Annotated in this window: 16 protein-coding genes; 15 read left to right on the top strand and 1 reads right to left on the bottom strand. The window is 35.6% G+C overall.

The genetic code is table 11. The features are described from left to right. Positions 1–78 precede the first annotated feature (78 nt). The 7 genes from AC4BBR_RS10910 to AC4BBR_RS10880 all read left to right on the top strand — a co-directional run bounded on the left by AC4BBR_RS10910 (position 79) and on the right by AC4BBR_RS10880 (position 8901). A complete protein-coding gene (locus AC4BBR_RS10910) occupies positions 79–981 on the top strand; it encodes a hypothetical protein (RefSeq protein ID WP_490459568.1) in 903 nt (300 codons plus the stop codon). Positions 982–1266: 285 nt separating this feature from the next. Next, positions 1267–2604 (top strand): UDP-N-acetylmuramate--L-alanine ligase, encoded by a 1338-nt coding sequence (gene murC, locus AC4BBR_RS10905; RefSeq protein WP_490459567.1) that lies wholly within the window; start codon positions 1267–1269, stop codon positions 2602–2604. 133 nt (positions 2605–2737) lie between these two features. Continuing rightward, complete coding sequence (locus tag AC4BBR_RS10900) at positions 2738–3220, top strand: MaoC family dehydratase (protein WP_490459566.1); 483 nt, start codon at positions 2738–2740, stop codon at positions 3218–3220. Beyond that, positions 3213–3896, top strand: a complete 684-nt coding sequence (locus AC4BBR_RS10895) for a Bax inhibitor-1/YccA family protein (RefSeq protein WP_490459565.1) — start codon at positions 3213–3215, stop codon at positions 3894–3896. Before AC4BBR_RS10900 ends, AC4BBR_RS10895 begins: the two co-directional genes overlap by 8 nt. Positions 3897–4100: 204 nt before the next feature. Further along, a complete protein-coding gene (argJ, locus tag AC4BBR_RS10890; protein WP_490459564.1) occupies positions 4101–5258 on the top strand; it encodes a bifunctional glutamate N-acetyltransferase/amino-acid acetyltransferase ArgJ in 1158 nt (385 codons plus the stop codon). A 142-nt stretch (positions 5259–5400) separates the two neighbouring features. Then, complete coding sequence (locus tag AC4BBR_RS10885) at positions 5401–7758, top strand: ATP-dependent DNA helicase (RefSeq protein ID WP_490459563.1); 2358 nt, start codon at positions 5401–5403, stop codon at positions 7756–7758. Between the two features lie 177 nt (positions 7759–7935). Continuing rightward, the gene (locus AC4BBR_RS10880) at positions 7936–8901 is read left to right on the top strand and encodes an asparaginase (protein ID WP_490459562.1); all 966 of its coding nucleotides are present in this window, start codon (positions 7936–7938) and stop codon (positions 8899–8901) included. 65 nt (positions 8902–8966) lie between these two features. Here the strand turns inward: AC4BBR_RS10880 and AC4BBR_RS10875 are convergent, their stop codons facing one another. Beyond that, on the bottom strand, positions 8967–9461 hold the full coding sequence (locus tag AC4BBR_RS10875; RefSeq protein ID WP_490459561.1) for a YajQ family cyclic di-GMP-binding protein: 495 nt from the start codon (positions 9459–9461) through the stop codon (positions 8967–8969). Between the two features lie 275 nt (positions 9462–9736). On the opposite strand from AC4BBR_RS10875, the gene AC4BBR_RS10870 reads away from it, so the two are divergent. The 8 genes from AC4BBR_RS10870 to rho all read left to right on the top strand — a co-directional run bounded on the left by AC4BBR_RS10870 (position 9737) and on the right by rho (position 19163). Beyond that, complete coding sequence (locus tag AC4BBR_RS10870) at positions 9737–10672, top strand: YitT family protein (protein ID WP_490459560.1); 936 nt, start codon at positions 9737–9739, stop codon at positions 10670–10672. A gap of 226 nt (positions 10673–10898) precedes the next feature. Beyond that, a complete protein-coding gene (locus AC4BBR_RS10865) occupies positions 10899–12503 on the top strand; it encodes an alpha-glucoside-specific PTS transporter subunit IIBC (protein ID WP_490459559.1) in 1605 nt (534 codons plus the stop codon). 30 nt (positions 12504–12533) lie between these two features. Beyond that, positions 12534–13865 carry a 6-phospho-alpha-glucosidase gene (locus AC4BBR_RS10860; protein WP_490459558.1) on the top strand — a complete coding sequence of 444 codons (1332 nt, stop codon included), beginning with the start codon at positions 12534–12536 and terminating at the stop codon, positions 13863–13865. Positions 13866–13967: 102 nt separating this feature from the next. Continuing rightward, positions 13968–14741, top strand: a complete 774-nt coding sequence (locus AC4BBR_RS10855) for a MurR/RpiR family transcriptional regulator (RefSeq protein WP_490459557.1) — start codon at positions 13968–13970, stop codon at positions 14739–14741. Beyond that, positions 14741–15190: a hypothetical protein gene (locus tag AC4BBR_RS10850; RefSeq protein ID WP_490459556.1), complete on the top strand. Its 450-nt coding sequence runs from the start codon at positions 14741–14743 to the stop codon at positions 15188–15190. Before AC4BBR_RS10855 ends, AC4BBR_RS10850 begins: the two co-directional genes overlap by 1 nt. Positions 15191–15408: 218 nt before the next feature. Continuing rightward, positions 15409–16275, top strand: coding sequence for a class II fructose-bisphosphate aldolase (locus AC4BBR_RS10845; RefSeq protein ID WP_086346816.1), 867 nt, complete (start codon positions 15409–15411; stop codon positions 16273–16275). A gap of 318 nt (positions 16276–16593) precedes the next feature. Then, the gene (murA, locus tag AC4BBR_RS10840; RefSeq protein ID WP_490459555.1) at positions 16594–17874 is read left to right on the top strand and encodes a UDP-N-acetylglucosamine 1-carboxyvinyltransferase; all 1281 of its coding nucleotides are present in this window, start codon (positions 16594–16596) and stop codon (positions 17872–17874) included. Further along, positions 17871–19163 carry a transcription termination factor Rho gene (gene rho, locus AC4BBR_RS10835; RefSeq protein ID WP_490459554.1) on the top strand — a complete coding sequence of 431 codons (1293 nt, stop codon included), beginning with the start codon at positions 17871–17873 and terminating at the stop codon, positions 19161–19163. The genes murA and rho overlap by 4 nt, the downstream gene beginning before the upstream one ends. Positions 19164–19190 lie beyond the last annotated feature (27 nt).

Below are 19190 nucleotides of genomic sequence, written 5' to 3'. Positions count from 1 at the left end.
GAAATGTAACGTAATTTGTTTAGAATTCTACTATTTTGTGGTAGAATTGACAGAAAGTATAATAAAGGAATGACTCGAATGGAAAACCCAACTCAAATCAAAAGAAAACATTTCCGTTTTCCAGCGTATGACGATGAATTAGGCGTGAAATTAGTTTCTGAAAATAAGCGAACATTGTTTCAAGAAGAACCAATCAATAAAGCAGGAGCGGAACTGCAATCGCAGAACAGTGCTCCAGTAATAGATCCAATAAGTGTACAAAAAGCGCAACAGAAACAACCAACTCAAACTAATAATCAACATGTTTCTCATAGCCAAGAACAAGTCGCAGAATTAGCTCGTCATAAATCTAATCTGCCAAATTATACGATGACTCATAATAAAACAACTTCACCAAAGCAAAAAAGTAATCTCTTTGGCAATATGCCAAAAAGAAGTACTTACGGTTTTGGTTCGCAACAATCTTCTAAAAAAAATAACGCGGCGTTCTCAAAAGATTTTACGTATGATACCCGTTCATATTTTGTACCGAAGTATATTCCAGCTTCTGTTATTCCAGAAGAAAAGGCGCCCTCTTTGACAGAGCAAGAATTAATAGAAGCAATGAAAAAAGATCAAAATTCTTATCTGCTTTTTGACGATGAACCGACAGCGTTTCAAGTGAAAGGGGATGAAGATGCAACTGTTCAGAAATTTAATATCCCTAAAGGCTCACCTGAAATTCCTGTAACGAGACGTCAATACCAACAAATTAAACCTGATATGGAAAGATTTGGTAAAGAAGAAGACATCAGTCACACATTGCCTCGCTCTCGAAAGGAATTGAAAACAGCGAAAGAAAAAGCTAAAAGCCAAACAGCTTACGGTCAAAAAGTAGCTGAATCAGAACAAGAAAAAAAAAGAGGTATCTTAGATAAATCTTTAAGTGGTATTATCGAAGATTCAAGCATGGAACTAGAAAATAGTAAGTATTTTAAGTGAAAAAAATATCTGAGACAAAAACCAAATGGCTTTTTGTCTCAGCTTTTTACTGTAAACAAAGCGGAGAAAAATGATTTAATGATGCGAAATCCAAGGTGAATTAAATATATTTTAAGTTACATGAAGTAACAAGCTACAACAGAAAGTTTTTACAAATTTGACGTAACGAATTAGCTATTTTTTTAGTTGATTATTTCCCGATTTTATATGATAATAAGTTGCGTATATCTGAAAAATATTTAAAAAAGCTACGTTTTATATAGATTTTAAGAGAAGAGGATTAAGATGAGCAATCAAGAAAATAAATTACATCATTTTGTTGGAATCAAAGGTTCTGGAATGAGTTCGTTGGCGCTTGTATTATTTGAAAAAGGTTATCAAGTACAGGGATCTGATGTAGATGAATATTTTTTCACTCAACGTGATTTAGAAAAAGTAGGTATTACGATTTTACCGTTTAATGCGGATAATATTAATAGAGACATGATCATTATTGCAGGGAATGCATTTCCAGATACACATGAAGAATTGGTGCGCGCGAAGGAATTGGGAGCCGAAATTATTCGTTATCATGATTTTATTGGACGTTTTATCCAGCCTTACACAAGTGTTGCTGTGACTGGTTCTCATGGAAAAACAAGTACGACAGGTCTACTTTCTCACGTTTTGACAGGAATCGCTCCAACAAGTTATTTGATTGGTGATGGGACAGGTCATGGTGATCCAAATGCTGAATTTTTTGCCTTTGAGGCTTGTGAGTATCGCCGTCATTTCTTAGCTTATTCTCCAGACTATGCGATTATGACAAATATTGATTTTGATCATCCAGATTATTTTAAGAGCATTGAAGATGTATTTTCTGCTTTTCAAGTTATGGCTAATCAAGTGAAAAAAGGGATTTTTGCTTATGGTGATGATAAATATTTACGAAAGCTAAAAACAGATGTACCAATTTATTATTATGGTTTGGCGGATGACGATGATATTCAAGCGAAAAATATCAAACGGACAACACAAGGCTCTTCTTTTGACGTTTATCATAATGAAGATTTTGTTGGGCACTTTGTTTTGCCGGCGTTTGGTCAGCACAATATCATGAATGCTTTAAGTGTGATTGCAGTTGCTTATTTTGAAGAGTTGGATATGGAAAAAGTAGCTAAAGAGATGCTGACTTTTGAAGGAGTAAAACGTCGCTTTACTGAGAAAAAAGTTTCTGATATGATCATCGTCGATGACTATGCGCATCATCCAACGGAAATTATTGCAACAATTGATGGCGCACGTCAAAAATATCCTGATAAAGAAATCATTGCTGTATTTCAGCCGCATACATTCACACGTACGATTGCGTTGATGGATGATTTTGCTGAAGCATTAGATTTGGCGGATGCTGTTTATCTTTGTGATATTTTTGGTTCTGCTAGAGAACAACAGGGAGATGTGAAAATTGAAGATCTAGGAAATAAAATTCAAAAAGGCGGACAAGTCATCAAAGAAGATAATGTATCTCCGCTTTTAGATCACGAAAATGCTGTGATGGTCTTCATGGGTGCAGGGGATGTTCAAAAATTCGAACAAGCTTATGAAACATTATTAAGTAATACGACTAGAAGTGTTTTGTAGTGTAAATAATACAAAATTTAAAAGAAGGAGGTTTGAAGCATATTCCTATGATTTGTTGAAGCCTCTTCTTTTTAACTTGCCTTTTATCGTCATTTTGGTACAATTATCTTATCATTAGTGGAGGTGTACTAATTTGAATATCGGAAAACCGAGAAAATTGGGCAAAACCATCGAAGATATTGAGGAAGGCGATTCGTTGTCTTTAACCGAATCGATCGAAGATAAAGAGTTACTTCTTTATTTGGGTTTGACCAACGATGCTAATCCTTTATATATCCAACATGATTATGCTCAAAAAACAGAATATGGCAACCCTATCGTACCATCAATTATGTTGATGGGAATCATTACTAGTGCAATTTCAAAGCACTTGCCTGGACCAGGATCTCACGTGGTTAATTTTTCCGTGAACTTTGTTGAACCAGTGTATCATTATGAAACACTGACGTTTAAGTTTGAAGTGATTAAGATAGACAAAATGAAAGATGTTGTGACGATTTCGATTGAAGCTGTCAATGAAGAAGAAGACCGAGTGCTTGATGCAGTCGTAATGGTTCAACCACCTCAAGTCACACTAGCAGATTTGCAACAGAAAGAAGGAGAAATAGATGAATAACGGAGCAATAGCCAACGTTGGCTTGAATAAGTTTTATTCAAAAATTTACGCGTTTTTAGCGATGGGAATCGGCATTAGCGCAGTGGTATCTTATTTAGTTTTAAATGTATTTTTTATGGAAATCGTGCTGTTTTTGTATAAATATCCTTTTGCATTTTATGGTATTTGGATTGCTGAACTTGTTTTAGTTGTCTTTTTAGGGATCAAAGCGATGAAAAATCCAACGCTGGCAATTGGTGGTTTTATCCTTTATTCCGTTTTAAATGGAATTACATTAGCAGTTACTCTGGCAATGTACACAGAAGGTACTGTTGTAACAGCATTTATTAGTGCCGCAGCAACTTTTGGAGGGATGTCTTTGATAGGTATTTTCACTAAAAGAGATTTATCTGCGATGGGTCATGCGGCTTATAGTGCTTTGATTGGTTTAATCATTGCAATCTTCCTAAATGCTTTTATTTTGAAAAGTGGACCAGTTGATTATTTGATTTCAATTTTGATGGTCGTTATTTTTGCGGGTATTACAGCTTATGATAATCAGAAGATCCGTACCTTATATACTCAAACTGGAGGACAGCCTGGAACAGGTATTGCTGTATTTATGGCATTACAATTGTATCTTGATTTTATCAATTTATTCTTAGCTTTCTTGCGTATCTTTGGTAAAAATAATTAATTCAAATAAAAAAAAGCAGTGCCTAGAAAAATCTAGGTGCTATTTTTTTACGCTATATATACGAATGTTATACAAAAATAAGTAAATAGTGAATTAAAATTCTTTTTTATTTATATAAAAGAATAAAAATTCATTGACTGGACTGGCAGTTTGATTTATACTTTTATAAAATTAGAGAAATACAAATGATACAGGATGGTGTAAATGATGGAAGTGTATGAAGAAGTGCCAAAGGGATTCAAATTTTATGGAACACATGTAGGTATAAAGAAAAAAAGAAAAGATTTTGGTTTGATTGTGGCTGACAAAGTCTGTCACGCTGCGGCTGTATTTACACAGAATACTTTTTGTGGGGCATGTATTCCAATCGGGAAAGAGCACGTAAAAAATGCAGAATTACAAGCAGTTGTAGTGACAAGCGGTATCGCTAATGTAGCAACAGGGGAAATAGGTAGAGAAAATGAATATAAACTCTTAGAACAACTATCAAATAAGTTAACAATTGAAAAGGAAAATATCCTCCCGTCTTCAACAGGTTTGATTGGACCACAGTTGCCCATTCATATCATTCAAGAGTTCCTAGGTAGAGAAACGATTAAGTTAAAAGACAATTATGAAGAGTTCGCTCATGCAATATTAACAACGGATCAACGAATTAAAGTTCGTAGTTTAAAAGTTGGAGATGCTACAATTTTAGGGATCGTCAAAGGCTCAGGGATGATTGAGCCGAATATGGCGACGATGTTAGCTTACATTTTGACTGATGCAAAGATAGAGAAAGATGGGATTTACCCAATGTTGAAAACGTCAGTCGATCAATCGTTTAATACAATTAGTATCGATACGGATACCAGTACTAGCGACACCGTTGCGTTTTTGGCTAGCGGTTATTATAAAGTTGAAGAAACATCATTGCAAATAGCGCTAAATCAATTATGTAAAGAATTAGCGCTAGATGTTGTAAAAGACGCTGAAGGCGCTACGAAGACGATGTTTGTTACCGTTAAAAATGCTGAAAATAAAAGACAAGCAAAAAACGCTGGAAAATCGATCATTAATTCCCCCTTAGTAAAAACTGCCTTATTTGGACATGATCCTAATTGGGGACGTATTGCAATGGCTCTTGGTAAAACAGAAGGGTTGATTTTTGATCAGAATAAAGTAGAAATCTATTATGGAACGTATCCGATTTTTTCGAATAATGAAGAAAAACATACGCTTAATCAAATTAATGATTACATCGAAAAAAATGAAGATATCTATTTAACAGTCGATCTACATCAAGGACAGGAAAGTTTTGAAGTGATTGGTTGTGATTTAAGTTATGAGTATGTCAAAATAAATAGTGATTATTCGACTTGAAATACCTTGAGAAATAGATGAGCCTTAACTGAATAAGATTGCAAATTTTTATATGGAGAGGAATGTTTGTTTCACACTCTTTCTCCTCTTTTATTTTACGAATGTATGTTCTATAATAAGAATAGGATAGGTGGGATAGAACATGCAAGATATACAAAGAGTCGCAGTTCGCAGATTAGTGGAGTTTATCTTACGTAAAGGCAGTATTGATTCCAGACATATGAGCGAACACACTGCGCTAGAAGGTGCTAAGATTCATCGAATGCTCCAAAAAGCTGCTGGAGAAAGTTATCAAAAAGAAATCAAACTCGCTATAGACATAGAATTGAATCAGCAAAATTACATAATAGAAGGTCGTGCAGATGGCATTTTTATTGATGAAAAAAAACGAACTGTGATCGATGAGATCAAAACATCAGAACCCGCATTCTCGGAATTGTTAGAAGAACAAATAGACATGTATTGGTATCAAGTGATGTGCTACGGACATATTTATTGCCAGCAAGAAGATTTGAATGAAATCACGTTACAATTGACCTATTATCAAACTACAACCGAAGAAATCACCCGACAAAAAAAAGAATTTACCAAAGAACAGCTAAAACAATTCTTTGATGACTTGACACAAAAATATGAACAATGGTTGATTTTTAAAGCCAATTGGCGCAAAATTCGAAATCAATCCTTGCAAAAATTACCTTTTCCGTATGGTGACTATCGAGCGGGTCAAAGAGAATTATCTGTTGCAGTGTATAAAACGATTTTAAGTGATCAAAAATTATTTGTTGAAGCCCCGACTGGAACAGGGAAGACGATTTCAACATTGTTTCCAACACTAAAGGCAATCGGTGAAGAACAAGCAGAAAGAGCATTTTATTTAACCGCTAAAACAATTACTAGACAAGTAGCGGAAGATGCTATAGAGGCAATGAAACAAAAAGATATGCAGCTAAAAAGTGTCACCTTAACAGCTAAAGATAAAATCTGTTTTCTGATTGAACGCAACTGTATTCCAGAAGCTTGTCCTTTCGCTAGTGGTTATTATGATCGTTTAAATAAAGGCTTATGGGATTTATTGAACAATGAAAATCAGTTTACTCGCGACATTATTGAAACCTATGCTCGTAAGCATACCTTATGTCCATTTGAGCTGTCTCTCGATGTTAGTTTATGGTGTGACTTAGTGATTTGCGATTATAATTATTTATTTGACCCAGTTGTTTATTTAAGACGTTTTTTTGAAGAACAGACAGAAGTCAAAGAAGATATTTTCTTAGTTGATGAGGTTCATAATTTAGTTAATCGTTCTCGCGAAATGTATTCAGCGGTTTTATCTAAAACTAAGATATCTGCGTTGAAACAAATAATTGATAAAAAACAAACAAAATTGATTCGGGCACTCAATAAAATCGAAAAAGAATTTGATAAACTCAAAGAAATCTGCGATGAGGAAGGAAAAGAGTTTTTACACCAAAACGTTCCAATCGATTCTCTTGTGAAAGTAGCTTATTCACTAGCTGAAAAAATCAAAGAATGGCTTCCAGAAAATCAAGATCATATTGAGCTAAATCAACTCTTGTCTGTTCATTTTGAGTTGCTGAATTATACTAAAATTAGTGAAGGATACGATGATCGTTATTGCACATACGTGAATTGTCAAAATCATGATATTATCGTCAAACAATTTTGTATTGATCCGAGCTATCTTTTACAACAAAAACTGGACAAAAGTAAAGCTAGCATTTTATTTTCAGCAAGTTTAACGCCATTGGATTATTACCAGGAAATCCTAGGTGGTGGGAAGGGAAGCTTACGGTATCGAATTCCTAGTCCTTTCCCAAAAGAAAATCAATTACTGATAATCGAAAAGTATATCCAGACGACTTATAAAGAGCGTGTAAATAGCTATGAAAAAATAATAGCAAGTCTGAATAATATGATTCAGCAAAGGAAAGGAAATTATTTGGTTTTCTTTCCGTCTTATTCATACATGGATATTATTTATGAAATGTTCCGACAAAAAAATCCCCAAGTGAAAACAAAAATCCAAACTAGCATGATGAATGAAGCAGAACGAGAAGCTTTCTTAGTAGATTTTATTTTGGAACCCACAGAAACATTGATTGGTTTTTGTGTGTTAGGAGGGATTTTTTCAGAAGGAATCGATTTAAAAGGCAGCCGCTTGATTGGCACTGCAATTGTTGGTATAGGCTTGCCACAAATCACCCATGAACAAGAAGTGATTAAAGAATATTATGATCAAGAAAAAAATCAAGGATTTCAATTTGCGTATCAAATTCCTGGGATGAACAAAGTGTTGCAGGCGGCTGGCAGAGTCATCAGAGATACAAAGGATCAAGGAATTGTCTTACTTTTAGATCAACGGTTCTCAACCGCTGGTGTTCAGCGTTTTTTTCCGCCTCATTGGAACCAAGTTCAAACATCTTATTCACACGAACGAACAAAACAACTTATACAGCAATTTTGGCAACTGGATTAGATAAAAGATGATAGGAAAAAATGTCTCTTACTGGTATACTAAAATAATAATTGATTTATGAGATTAGTGTGTATTTTTAAAGGAACTCTAAAAAGCCGAAGATTTACATATCGGCTCTTTTTTGAGGTGAAAGTTGTTTGGTGTATCTAAAAACTACGCATAGGGAGACTACTAAAAATGAAAACAATCTTAGTACTACATACTGGTGGCACGATTTCGATGTCAAAAGAAGCGGATGGAAATGTAACGACAAACAGTACGAATCCTTTGCTTAATCAGGAAGAATTATTGCAAGGAAAAGTAAAGTTAATTGTAGAGCCAATCTTTAATATCCCTTCTCCTCACATGAATGTAGAACGAATGTTGGAATTAAAGCGACGCATCAAGAGGTCTCATAATGAAGCTATTGATGGTGTAGTTATTTCACATGGAACAGACACGCTTGAAGAGACGGCTTATTTTTTAGATATTACGCTAGAAAATAAAATTCCTATCGTTTTAACAGGTGCTATGCGCTCAAGTAATGAGATTGGCACAGATGGTTTGTATAATTTTATTAGTGCAGTCTGGACTGCATGCTCAGATGAATCGCGTGGTAAAGGTGTGTTGGTTGTGATGAATGATGAAATTCATACTGCTCGTTACGTAACGAAAACCCATACGACAAACGTTGCCACATTTCGGACACCTACATTTGGTCCAATTGGTATGATCGCTAAAGAACGAACTTTTTTCGCTAGTGAGGTACGTGCACAAGAAATTTGTGATATCCAAAAGGTTATGGGTGAGGTTTATGTGATTAAAGCTTATGCGGGTATGGATGGCAGTTTGTTTGATTTGGTAAATAATGACAGAACAGATGGGCTTGTGATCGAAGCGTTAGGTGCAGGCAATCTTCCGCCCGAGACTTTACCTGCATTAGAGCGACTATTAGATAGGAATATTCCGATTGTTTTAGTTTCTCGTTGCTCTAACGGAATTGCAGAAGACATTTATGATTATGAAGGTGGCGGCGTTAATTTAAAGAAAATGGGTATTATTTTTTCTAGAGGATTAAATGGTCCTAAAGCTAGAATTCGATTGATCGTAGGGTTAAATAGTGGGAAAGATCCTAGAGAATTATTTGATTTTTTGAGTGAATAGAATAAAGTAAAACGTATAACTAACTAGCTGAGAAAATAATTTTCCTAGTTAGTTATACGTTTATTTTAACGGAAATTCGTGAATTGTAATTCTACAGGTAAATCTAAATTTCTAAGCAATGTAATCACTTTTTGTAAATCATCACGGCTTTTGCCGGTGACTCTTATTTGATCTTCTTGAATCTGAGATTTGACTTTAATTCCGGAATTTTTAACTGCAACATTGATCTTTTTTGCATTTTCCTTATCGATTCCGCTGATCAAATCACCATATTGACGAGCAGAACCGCCAAGTGCTTTCTCACTTTCTGAGAAGTGGATATTTTTAATAGGTACCGCACGTTTGACTAACTTGCTGAACAAGACATCTTTTACCTGTTCGATTTTGTAATCGTCTTCAGCAACCACCACTAATCTATTATTTTCTAGCTTTATATCCGCGATAGATCCTTTGAAGTCAAAGCGATTTTTAATTTCTTTCAGTGCAATTTGGATTGCGTTTTTAACTTCTTCCATATTCAGTTCAGATGTTACATCAAAACTTGCTTCTTTTGCAGCCATTCAATTCCCTCATCTCATTATTTCTTACTTTTATAGTACCATTAAATAGTGAAGAAACAAGTATAAAAGCTTTTTTGGGAGAAAAGTAGGAGTTCAAAAACAAAATTCAATTGATAGGTCGGTGTAGAACACTAAAATAATCCTAATTTTCCTCTTTTTTTCTTTTCTTTTTCTATACGACCTGTTATTCTAATTCGAGGGAATTTATCCTAGGACGTAATAGATAAAAGTTGGAAAGGCTGTTGATGGATTTTAATGGGAGAGGGAGCTTTTGAGTGAGCAAATGGGTTATTTCATACAAGAAAAGTGAAATATTGAAGAAGTTTGCTGTTATTTTTGTTACTGGTATTTTAGTAGCGATCAGCTTGAACTTTTTTTTGATACCAGCAAAAGTTTTTTCAGCTGGTATGAATGGTGTTGCGCAAATTATTGCAACATTATTGTATACACATCTGGGCATTACGCTAGATACAGGTCTTTTTATTTTATTATTAAATATTCCGATTTTTCTTTTAGGTTTTTTGAAATTAGGAAAAGAATCAACAATTTATAGTTTTTTAAATGTGGCATGGATTTCATTGACAACTATTTTGATTCCAATCGAGGTAATCACAACTAATCCATTAATGAATGCAATTGCTGGAGGAGTATTGATTGGAATTGGAGCAGGATTATCGCTTAAAATGGGCTTTACAACGGGTGGCATGGATGTCATTTCGTTAGTTTTATCAAAGACAACAGGTAAGACAGTTGGCAATTATATGTTTATGCTAAATGGAATTATTGTGGCGATTGCGGGGGTTGTTTTTGATTGGGAAAGCGCGTTGTATACGATTATTTCAATTTATTGTATGACTCAAGTCGTAGATACAATTCATACGAGTCATCAAAAAATTACTGCGATGATTGTCACAGTTCAACCAGAAGTCGTTACACAGGCAATTTCCAAACAAATGATTCGAGGTATGACACTTTTACCATCTATGGGCGGTTATTCTGGTGTGGAAGGACGAATGATCATGATGGTGATCACGCGTTATGAATTATATGATTTAGAGCAAATCGTTTATGAAGTTGATGAGAATGCTTTTATGAATATTATTCCGACACATTCTGTGTTAGGACGATTTGCAAATGAAGACGAGCAACGGATTTTTAAAAGTACAGGGAGTTTTCCAGAAGCGAAAAAGCGTAAAACAAAAAAAAAGTAAAACGAATCTTTTAAGTTCATTAAGAATTCTGACGTTCATCAGATTTTTAATGAATTTTTTTAGTTTTATTTAGCAGATAGCCACTGTGGTAAATTTCCCAGAGGATGACACTTTTTCTCTTATCATCAATTGACTTCCCAGAAGGTTGTTAAGCTATTGATAGCGTATTCATACGATGGTATAACTAATATGCAAAGTAAATAAAAAGAAGGAGGGTGTTCTACTAGTGATGGAGAAAGTACAGCGATTTGGAGGAGCAATGTTTACCCCAGTATTGCTATTTTCATTTTCGGGAATTATGGTAGCGCTTGCTATTATTTTTAAAAATCCGATGATTGTTGGAAATATTGCAAATGAAGGAACGGTTTGGTATGGTATCTGGTCTGTTTTGGAAAGTGGGGCTTGGACTGTTTTTAATCAAATGGAACTGTTGTTTGTGATTGGTTTACCGATCGGCTTAGCTAAAAAAGCGAATGCTCGGGCGGCAATGGAAGCTTTTGTCATTTATCTAACTTGTAATTATTTTATTAGCAGTATGTTAGAATATTTCGGTTCGTTCTTTGGCGTTGATTTTCGCCAAGAAGTTGGTGGTGAGAGCGGGATGAAACTGATTGCAGGGATCAAAACATTGGATACAGGTATTGTTGGAGCTATTTTTATTTCAGCGATTGTAGTTTGGTTGCATAATCGGTATTTTGATACAAAACTGCCAGATTTTTTAGGTATTTTTCAAGGTTCTTCTTTGATTGCCATTTTAGGATTTTTTGCAATGTTACCGATTGCTTTTCTGATTTGTCTGATTTGGCCGAAAATTCAAATGGGTATCGGTTCGATGCAGACTTTCTTAGCAAGTGCTGGAACCTTCGGGGTTTGGTTATACACGTTTTTAGAAAGAATTTTGATTCCTACTGGATTGCATCATTTCATTTATACACCATTTGTCTTTGGACCAGCAGTTGTTGAAAATGGGATCACTAAATATTGGATGGCGCATTTGAATGAGTATGCTCAAACAACGACCCCAATCAAGCAGTTATTCCCACAGGGGGGATTTGCGTTGCATGGGAACTCGAAAATATTTGCTTCTCCAGGAATCGCAGCAGCATTTTACTTTACTGCAAAACCTGATAAGCGGAAAAAAGTATTGGCAATTTTGATTCCTGTAACGTTAACTGCTGTTTTAGCTGGAATTACAGAACCGTTGGAATTTACCTTCTTATTTGTTGCACCGCCGTTATTTGTTCTTCATGCGTTGCTTGCGGCAACAATGGCTGCGACAATGTATTTCTTCGGTGTTGTTGGAGATATGGGCGGTGGTTTTATCGATTTATTGGCGAAAAATTGGATTCCATTATTTGCGAATCATAAAGGAATGATTTTTACTCAATTGATTATTGGTTTATCGTTTACGTTGCTCTATTTTGTTGTCTTTCGGGCATTGATCTTGAGGTTCAATTTTTCCACACCTGGAAGAGAAGAGGAAGATCAAGAAGTCAAATTGTATAGTAAAAAAGAGTATAAAGAAGCGAAAAAAGCTGGAACTTTAGGTGATGTCGCGATTGCTGGAGCAAATCAGTATACAGAACAAGCAGCTGTTTATTTAGAAGCATTTGGTGGCAGTGACAATATCGAAAAGGTTAATAATTGTGCGACTCGTTTGAGAATTACTGTAAAAGATAAAGGCATTGTTTCGCCTGACAGTGTATTCAAAGCAGGCGGCGCACATGGTGTTGTTAGAAATGGTACAGCGTTTCAAGTGATTGTCGGCTTAGATGTTCCACAGGTAAGAGAACAATTTGAGAACTTATTAGCGTTAAGAAATGAAAATTAAGTAAATAGAAATGAAGGAGCTGGATAAGAAATGAAAAAATTTTCGATTGTAATTGCAGGTGGAGGAAGTACGTTTACCCCAGGAATTGTTTTAATGTTACTAGATAACTTAGAAAAATTTCCAATTAGACAAATCAAGTTTTATGACAACAATCCGGAAAGACAAAAACAAATTGCAGAAGCTTGCAAAATTATCATTAAAGAACAAGCACCAGATATTCAATTTTTAGCAACAACGGATCCTAAAACAGCATTCACGGATGTTGATTTTGTAATGGCTCATATTCGGGTTGGTCTTTATGCTATGCGTGAAAAGGATGAGAAAATACCTTTAAAATATGGCGTGATTGGACAAGAAACATGTGGACCAGGAGGGATCGCTTACGGCATGCGCTCCATTGGCGGTGTGTTAGAATTGATTGATTATATGGAAAAATACTCACCTGAAGCTTGGATGTTAAATTATTCAAATCCAGCAGCTATCGTAGCAGAAGCAACTCGGAAATTACGTCCACAAACGAAAATTATTAATATTTGCGATATGCCAGTTGGAATTGAAGAACGAATGGCCAAAACAGTTGGTCTAAACTCCAGAAAAGAGATGGTAGTTCGATATTACGGCTTGAATCATTTTGGCTGGTGGACGGATATTAGAGATAGAGAAGGCAATGATCTGATGCCAAAAATTAAAGAACATGTAAAAGATTATGGGTATTCTTTGAAAGAAGAAGTCGAGGAATCTCAACATACAGATGCAAGTTGGATGCATACTTTCGCTAAAGCTAAAGAGGTTTATGCAGTCGATCCAACGACATTACCTAATACGTATTTGAAATATTATTTCTACCCGCAAGATGAAGTAGCGCACGCGAATCCAGAATATACACGAGCGAATGAAGTAATGGCTGGACGCGAAAAACATGTTTTTGGCGAGTGCAACCGTATTACTAAAGCAGGAACTGCGGAAGGAACGACACTTGAAGTTGATGAACATGCTTCTTACATCGTTGATCTAGCAAGAGCAATCGCTTATAACACCCATGAAAGAATGTTGTTGATTGTTGAAAACCAAGGAGCTGTTGTTAATTTTGATGACACTGCAATGGTTGAAGTCCCGTGTATAGTAGGAAGTAATGGTCCAGAACCAATCGTTCAAGGGAAAATTCCTCGTTTCCAAAAAGGCTTGATGGAGCAACAAGTAGCTGTTGAAAAATTAGTAGTTGAAGCATGGACAGAAGGATCCTATCAAAAATTATGGCAAGCATTGATGTTGTCAAGAATAGTTCCGAATGCCCGCATTGCACAAGAGATTTTAGATGATTTAGTAGAAGCAAATAGAGAGTTTTGGCCTAAGCTTTCATAAAGATAGTTTGCTATAGTTTTTCTTAGAAGATTCCCTTAGTATCGTTTTGATTTTTCATCCTTTATACTAAGGGAAGAACACTAAGGAAATGAGGGATCTAGTATGAATTTAAAAACATTGATGCAAAAACACCAAAAACAATTAAGTGAAATGGATTGGACTATTTTAGGTTATATTTTAGAAAACGAACAAGATGTTATGCGTCTAAGCATTGTTGAATTAGGTGAAAAAGTCCATAGTTCCAAATCATCGATTTTACGTTTAACAAAAAAGTTAGGTTTTTCTGGCTATTCAGAGTTTAAGTATTTTATGCGGCAATCTAAGCAAAATAATATCGGCACGACGGGAACCGATTTAATCGCACTACAAACAAAAGATATTGAAAATACAGTTAAATTAGCACAACAAACAAATTTTACTTCGGTAAGTAAAGCAATTCAAAAAGCGAATACCGTTTATTGTTATGCGACTGGTTATTCACAAAGAAAAGTGATCGAAGAGTTTTCTAAGATGCTGATGCTTTGTGATAAACGTTCTATTATAATCCCTGTTAAAACAGAACTAGATATCAGTATGTCGATGATTACAAAAGATGATATTGTTATGTTTGCTTCATTAAGTGGAGAAACTGATGAGATCAAAGAAAATATTTTATCTTTAAATGCGCGCAATGTCCCAGTGGTTTCAATCACTGCGTTTTCTCATAACTTTTTTGCGGAGCACGCTCAATACGCATACTTTTATTATTCCACGCCATTTGCGGTCTCAGGAAAGGAACATATTGCTCAATCTTTAATCGGATTAAGTGTGCTAGTTGACCTGATTTATAGAAAATATGTTGCATATTTAAATGAAGAATTCGAGGAGGAAGCATGATGGCAATATTTTTTCACCCAGTCAAAATAAAGCGATTGTTGTTTGGTTATTGGCTAACGATTCCACTGCTATTTGGGTTGTATAGTTTGATTTTCGCCACAGTTAAAAATGTCTCATTGGTTACTATGATTACAACCCTTCCTAATTTAACTTTAACAAGTATTGTGGTTTTACTGTTAATTTTTCAGCTTTTTGGCTTGTATATTATTGGTAATTCTAGTGAATGTCGTCATTCTCTATTAGGTTTTTATTTGAAGTATAATCTGGTTCAGCAATTATTTACCTTGAATATCCCAGGATTTCTTTTGTGTTTATTCTTTTATCGCAGCTTAATAGAGGAAAAAGATGAATCAAAGCTGCCAAAACAAGTGCGATGGACTATATATGGATTAATAGGATTTATCAGTTTAATCACTAGTTTGGTTGTGTGGGTACGTTTATCATTATAATGTTACATAGAGTGGAGGCAAGGCTAATCAGCTAGTGTCTACTCTTTTTTTGGGACAAAAGGCAGTAAGTGTCTATAGTTTTGTGAAACGTTGGACAAAAGTTTTCTGAAAAAGGCAATTTTAGTAGAAAAGTACTAAAAAGTCTGCTAAAATGTAACTGTTAGTTAAGGATATCCTTAACAAATAAAGTTTGTTTAAAACTTAGGAGGAATTTTATTATGCCATTAGTATCAGGAACTGAATTTCTTAAAGCTGCTCGTAAAAGCGGCTACGGTGTCGGAGGATTCAACACAAACAACCTAGAATGGACAAAAGCGATTCTTGAAGCTGCAGAAGCTAAAAAAGCGCCAGTTTTGATCCAAACTTCTATGGGTGCTGCTAAATACATGGGCGGATACCAAGTATGTTACGATCTAGTAAAAGACTTAATCGATTCAATGGGTATTACTGTACCAGTAGCTCTTCACTTAGATCATGGTGAATATGAAGATGCACTAGAATGTATCGAAATTGGCTATACTTCAGTAATGTTTGACGGATCTCACTTACCATTCGAGGAAAATATCGAAAAAGCCAAAGATGTTGTTGCTAAAGCACACGCTAAAGGCGTTTCTGTAGAATGTGAAGTTGGTTCAATCGGCGGCGAAGAAGATGGAATCATTGGTTCTGGCGAATTAGCTGACGTACAAGAATGTGTACAAATGGTAGCGACTGGTATTGATTACCTAGCGTGCGGAATCGGTAACATCCACGGTTCATATCCAGATAACTGGACTGGTTTAGCATTTGATCACTTACAAGAAATCGCTGACGCTGTTGGTGACATTCCATTAGTATTACACGGTGGATCAGGTATTCCTTTAGAACAAGTTCAAAAAGCAATCTCAATGGGCGTTTCTAAAATCAACGTTAACACTGAGTGTCAAGAGGTATTTGCAGCAGCAACTCGTAAATACATCGAAGAAGGCAAAGATCTTGAAGGTAAAGGATTTGACCCTCGTAAATTATTAGCACCTGGAACAAAAGCTGTTACTGAATTAGTTGAACAACGTATCGAATGGTTCGGTTCTGCTAATAAAGCGTAATTAATAGAATAGACCGAGACAAAGGCATTTAGTTTTGGAAATAAGAAAGTGACGTTGTTTTTTCTCGCTGTTTAGTCGAATATAGAGCTCAAAACAGAACTGATTTTTAGTTTTTTGTTTTGGACTCTTTTTTCTTTTTTCATAGCTATTCTTGTTCGGAAACATTTGAAAACTAGTTAGAAATCAAGTAAATGTAGAAAAATAACCAAAAGCGAATAGCTGTTGGCTTTTTTATTATCCTTTAATGTGTTAGAATAGTTTGGGTATATCACAAAAAAAATAAAACTATTTGTTTTACATAGATAGGTGAGAAAATAAATGAAAAAAATCGTAATCAATGGCAATCGTCCATTAACAGGAGAAGTATCTATCAGCGGTGCAAAAAATAGTGCAGTAGCGCTGATTCCAGCAGCTATTTTAGCTGATTCACCAGTAACGTTAGATGGTGTACCTGATATTCAAGATGTTCATTCATTAATTGAAATTTTAGAAATCATGGGTGCTAAAACAACCTTCAGCGACAATACATTAGTTATCGATCCAACTGAAATTGTTTCAGTTCCAATGCCTAAAGGAAAAATCAACAGCCTTCGTGCTTCGTATTACTTTATGGGCTCATTATTAGGCAAATTTGGCGAAGGTGTTGTTGGACTTCCAGGTGGCTGTTATTTAGGTCCTCGTCCGATTGATCTTCATATTAAAGGCTTTGAAGCGCTAGGTGCCAAAGTAACCAATGAACATGGTGCGATGTATTTAAGAACGGAGGATGGACTTCGTGGAACTAGAATTTTTATGGATATGGTTTCTATTGGTGCTACAATCAATGTAATGTTAGCTGCTGTTAAAGCAAATGGCAAAACAATTATCGAAAATGCTGCTCGTGAACCAGAAATTATCGATGTTGCAACCTTATTGAACAATATGGGCGCAAATATTCGCGGGGCTGGGACTGATATTATTAGAATCGAAGGTGTCGAAAAATTACATGGTTGTCGTCATTCAATTATACCTGATCGAATCGAAGCTGGAACTTATTTGGCTTTAGCTGCAGCAATGGGTGAAGGCGTAAAAGTTCGTAACGTAATTTATGAACACCTAGAGAGTTTTATTGCTAAATTACAAGAAATGGGTGTTAAAATGACGATCGAAGAAGATATGATCGAAGTACATCCTTCTCATGATTTAAAAATGACGACAGTTAAAACCTATCCTTATCCAGGTTTTGCAACGGATTTGCAGCAACCAATCACACCTTTGATGTTAAAAGCTAAAGGAACAGGCGAGGTTATTGACAGTATATATACACAACGAACAAAACACATTCCAGAACTTGTTCGAATGGGTGCGGATGCCTCAATCGAAGGGAATATGATCATTCTCAATGGTCCTGCGCAATTACATGGTGCTGAAGTTGTAGCTTCTGATCTTCGAGCAGGTGCTTGTTTAGTAATTGCGGGATTGATGGCAACAGGAACAACAACGATTTATAACGTGGAATACATTTTACGTGGATATGATCACATCATTGAAAAATTAACAGCACTTGGTGCCGATATTCAAATGGTTGAAACTGAAGAAGAAATCGAGGTGGCTAAATGAGCGACTATTTAACAATGGCGGAACTTGAAAATAGTACATTAAAAGATATTTATTCTTATGCTAAAGAGTTCAAAATCCCTTATTATAGTCAAATGAATAAAAAAGAGCTATCGTTAGCTGTTATCAGAGCGCAAGCTGAGAAACAAGGATTTTTCTTCATGGAAGGAATTTTAGATATCGTTTCTCAAGATGGCTATGGCTTTTTACGTCCAATTAATTACGGACCTAGTGCAGAAGATATCTATATTTCTTCTTCTCAAATTCGACGATTTGGTTTACGTAACGGCGATAAAGTAGCAGGTAAAGCGCGCCCACCAAAGGAATCAGAACGTTATTATGGTTTGATGCATGTTGAAAGTGTCAACGGGAAAGATCCAGAAGAAGCAAAAGAACGCCCGCATTTCCCAGCTTTAACGCCACTTTATCCTGAAAGACAGATCAAATTGGAAACAACTCCTGGTAGATTAGCGACGCGCATGATTGATATCTTTGCTCCTGTTGGTTTTGGCCAACGGGGATTGATCGTGGCACCTCCTAAAGCAGGTAAGACAAGTGTATTAAAAGAAATTGCCAATGGTATTTCTGAAAATTTTCCGGATGTCGAATTAATTTTACTTTTGATTGATGAACGACCAGAAGAAGTTACAGATTTAGAGCGTAGTGTTAAAGGGGATGTTGTTTCTTCGACATTCGATCAGCAACCACAAAATCACACACGTGTTTCAGAGTTAGTCTTGGAACGTGCAATGCGTTTGGTTGAAGACAAACGTGATGTCGTGATTTTGATGGATAGTATTACTCGTTTAGCTCGTGCATATAATCTAGTGATTCCAGCAAGTGGTCGCACTTTGAGCGGCGGGATCGATCCTGCTGCTTTTTATAAGCCAAAGCGCTTTTTCGGTGCTGCCAGAAATATTGAAGAAGGCGGAAGCTTGACGATTCTTGCTACAGCTTTAGTGGATACTGGAAGTCGAATGGACGATGTAATATTTGAAGAATTCAAAGGAACTGGGAATATGGAATTACACTTGTCTCGTGACTTGGCTGATCGTCGGATTTTCCCTGCAATCGACATCAAAAAATCTGGTACTCGCAAGGAGGACTTGCTGATGTCAGCCGAGCAATTAGAAGAGACTTGGAAATTGCGTAATCATATGACAGGGGATTCTCTAGAATATACAGAGCAGTTTGTCAAATTTTTACGTAAAACAAAAAATAATCAGAAATTTTTTGAGGAATTCCACGATGTCTCTTTTGGTAGACAAGCGAAAAAAAATATTAAAAGATAATTGCATCGATAAACGAATCATGCTATT

Source organism: Enterococcus sp. AMC1251 (assembly GCF_058216535.1).
This window is presented reverse-complemented; position numbering and strand designations above follow the sequence as displayed.